A 1,466-nucleotide genomic window follows, 5' to 3' on the forward strand; every position below is an offset into this window, starting at 1 on the left:
TTGCAGGGCGCGGTGCTGGGCGGGGTCATAGCTGACGCCGTCTTGCCAGCAGTGCCAGATGACGTGCAGCCAGGCGCGGGCGAGGATGCGGACGGCGTGGGGGTGGTCGTGTCCTCGGGCTCGGGCTCGGTCGTAGAGGTCGGCGGCCCAGGGATTGGCGTGTCGGGTGTCGGCGGCGAAGTCGGTGACGGCGTCGCGGAGTTGTTTGTCGCAGGACCAGCGGAACCCGACCGCGCGGAGTTTGCCGGACTGGCGGGTCGAGGGTGCGGCGCCGGCCAGGCAGGTCAGCGATTCCGGTGTGGGGAATCGGCCGCGGCAGTCGCCGATCTCGGCGAGCAGCCGGGCGGCTCGGACGCGACCGGCTCGGGGCAGGCTGGTGAAGATGTGCGCGTCGGCGTGGGCGTGGAGTTGCCGGTCGATCTGCTTCTCGAGCGTCTTGATCTGTTCGACCAGGGTGCGCAGGAGCGCCACGTAGCTGGCGGTGATGGCCGCTTGAGCGGTGCCGTGGGCACCGGTCGCGCCGCGCGGCGCGTCGAGGATTCGCTGGTGCAGGACCGCTGGGTCGACCCTGCCGGAGTAGCCATGCTTGGCCAGCCAGTCACCCAGCCGCTTCGGACTCAGCCAGTCGATCTTGTCTTGGGTGTCGAACCGGACAAGGAACGCCAGACTGATCGCCGAGTCCAGGTTCTGGAACAGGCCCACGACGGCGGGAAGCACGTTGCGCAGGTGCGCGCGGAGCTGGTTGGCCGCGGCCACGCGGTGCTTGACCAGGTCCTTGCGGGCTCGGCAGGCCCGGCGCAGCGCCACGGTAGCGTCGGTATCGGGGACCAGCGGACGGAGCCGGGCCCGATCGGTGCGCAGCGTGTCGGCCAGCACGAAGGCGTCGAACCGGTCGTCCTTGTTGCCGGCCGAGCCGTAGCGGCCGCGCAGGTTCTTGACCCGGTTCGGGGAGATCACCACGACCGTCAGACCGGCCTCGAGCAGGGCCTCGACGACCGGACCGTCGGGGCGTTCGATCGCGACCTCACCCACCCCGTGCTTGCCCAGCGCGCCGACGAGCTGACGCAGCCCGGCCGCGGTGTGCTCAACGGTGCATCGGTGGATCTCGCGGCCACGGCCATCCACGACGCTGACCGCGTGGTCATCGCGGGCCCAGTCCACGCCCGCGGTCACATCGTTGGGCGGGAACTCCGGCAGTGTGCTGTTCAGGGTGTTGCTAGTCAGGCTGTTGCTGGCAGACTTCACGTCAGCCTCCTCGCTGCTAGTCCCAGTGGGGAGGCACCCACGTCTTCGGGTGGCCTTGGTGCCGGGACGTGTCTGCCGGTTCGCTCACTGATCGGCGCTCGCAGCCACTCCTGGCCTTGGCGCTCAGCCCTATCGACGGTCCACACGTCCCGGGCAACCACCAAGCCCTGCAGATCTCATGGTGGACGTCGTCCGCGTCAAGCGAGCAGGGCAGTGACCTG

Annotated in this window: 1 protein-coding gene; it reads right to left on the reverse strand. The window is 69.8% G+C overall.

Translation table 11 applies throughout. From position 1 onward, the window contains the following. The coding region (locus tag ACYVIH_RS22650; protein ID WP_460871810.1) for an IS110 family RNA-guided transposase at positions 1–1,245 on the reverse strand (1,245 nt) is incomplete at its 3' end. Positions 1,246–1,466 lie beyond the last annotated feature (221 nt).

Source organism: Nocardioides pakistanensis, assembly GCF_054781215.1.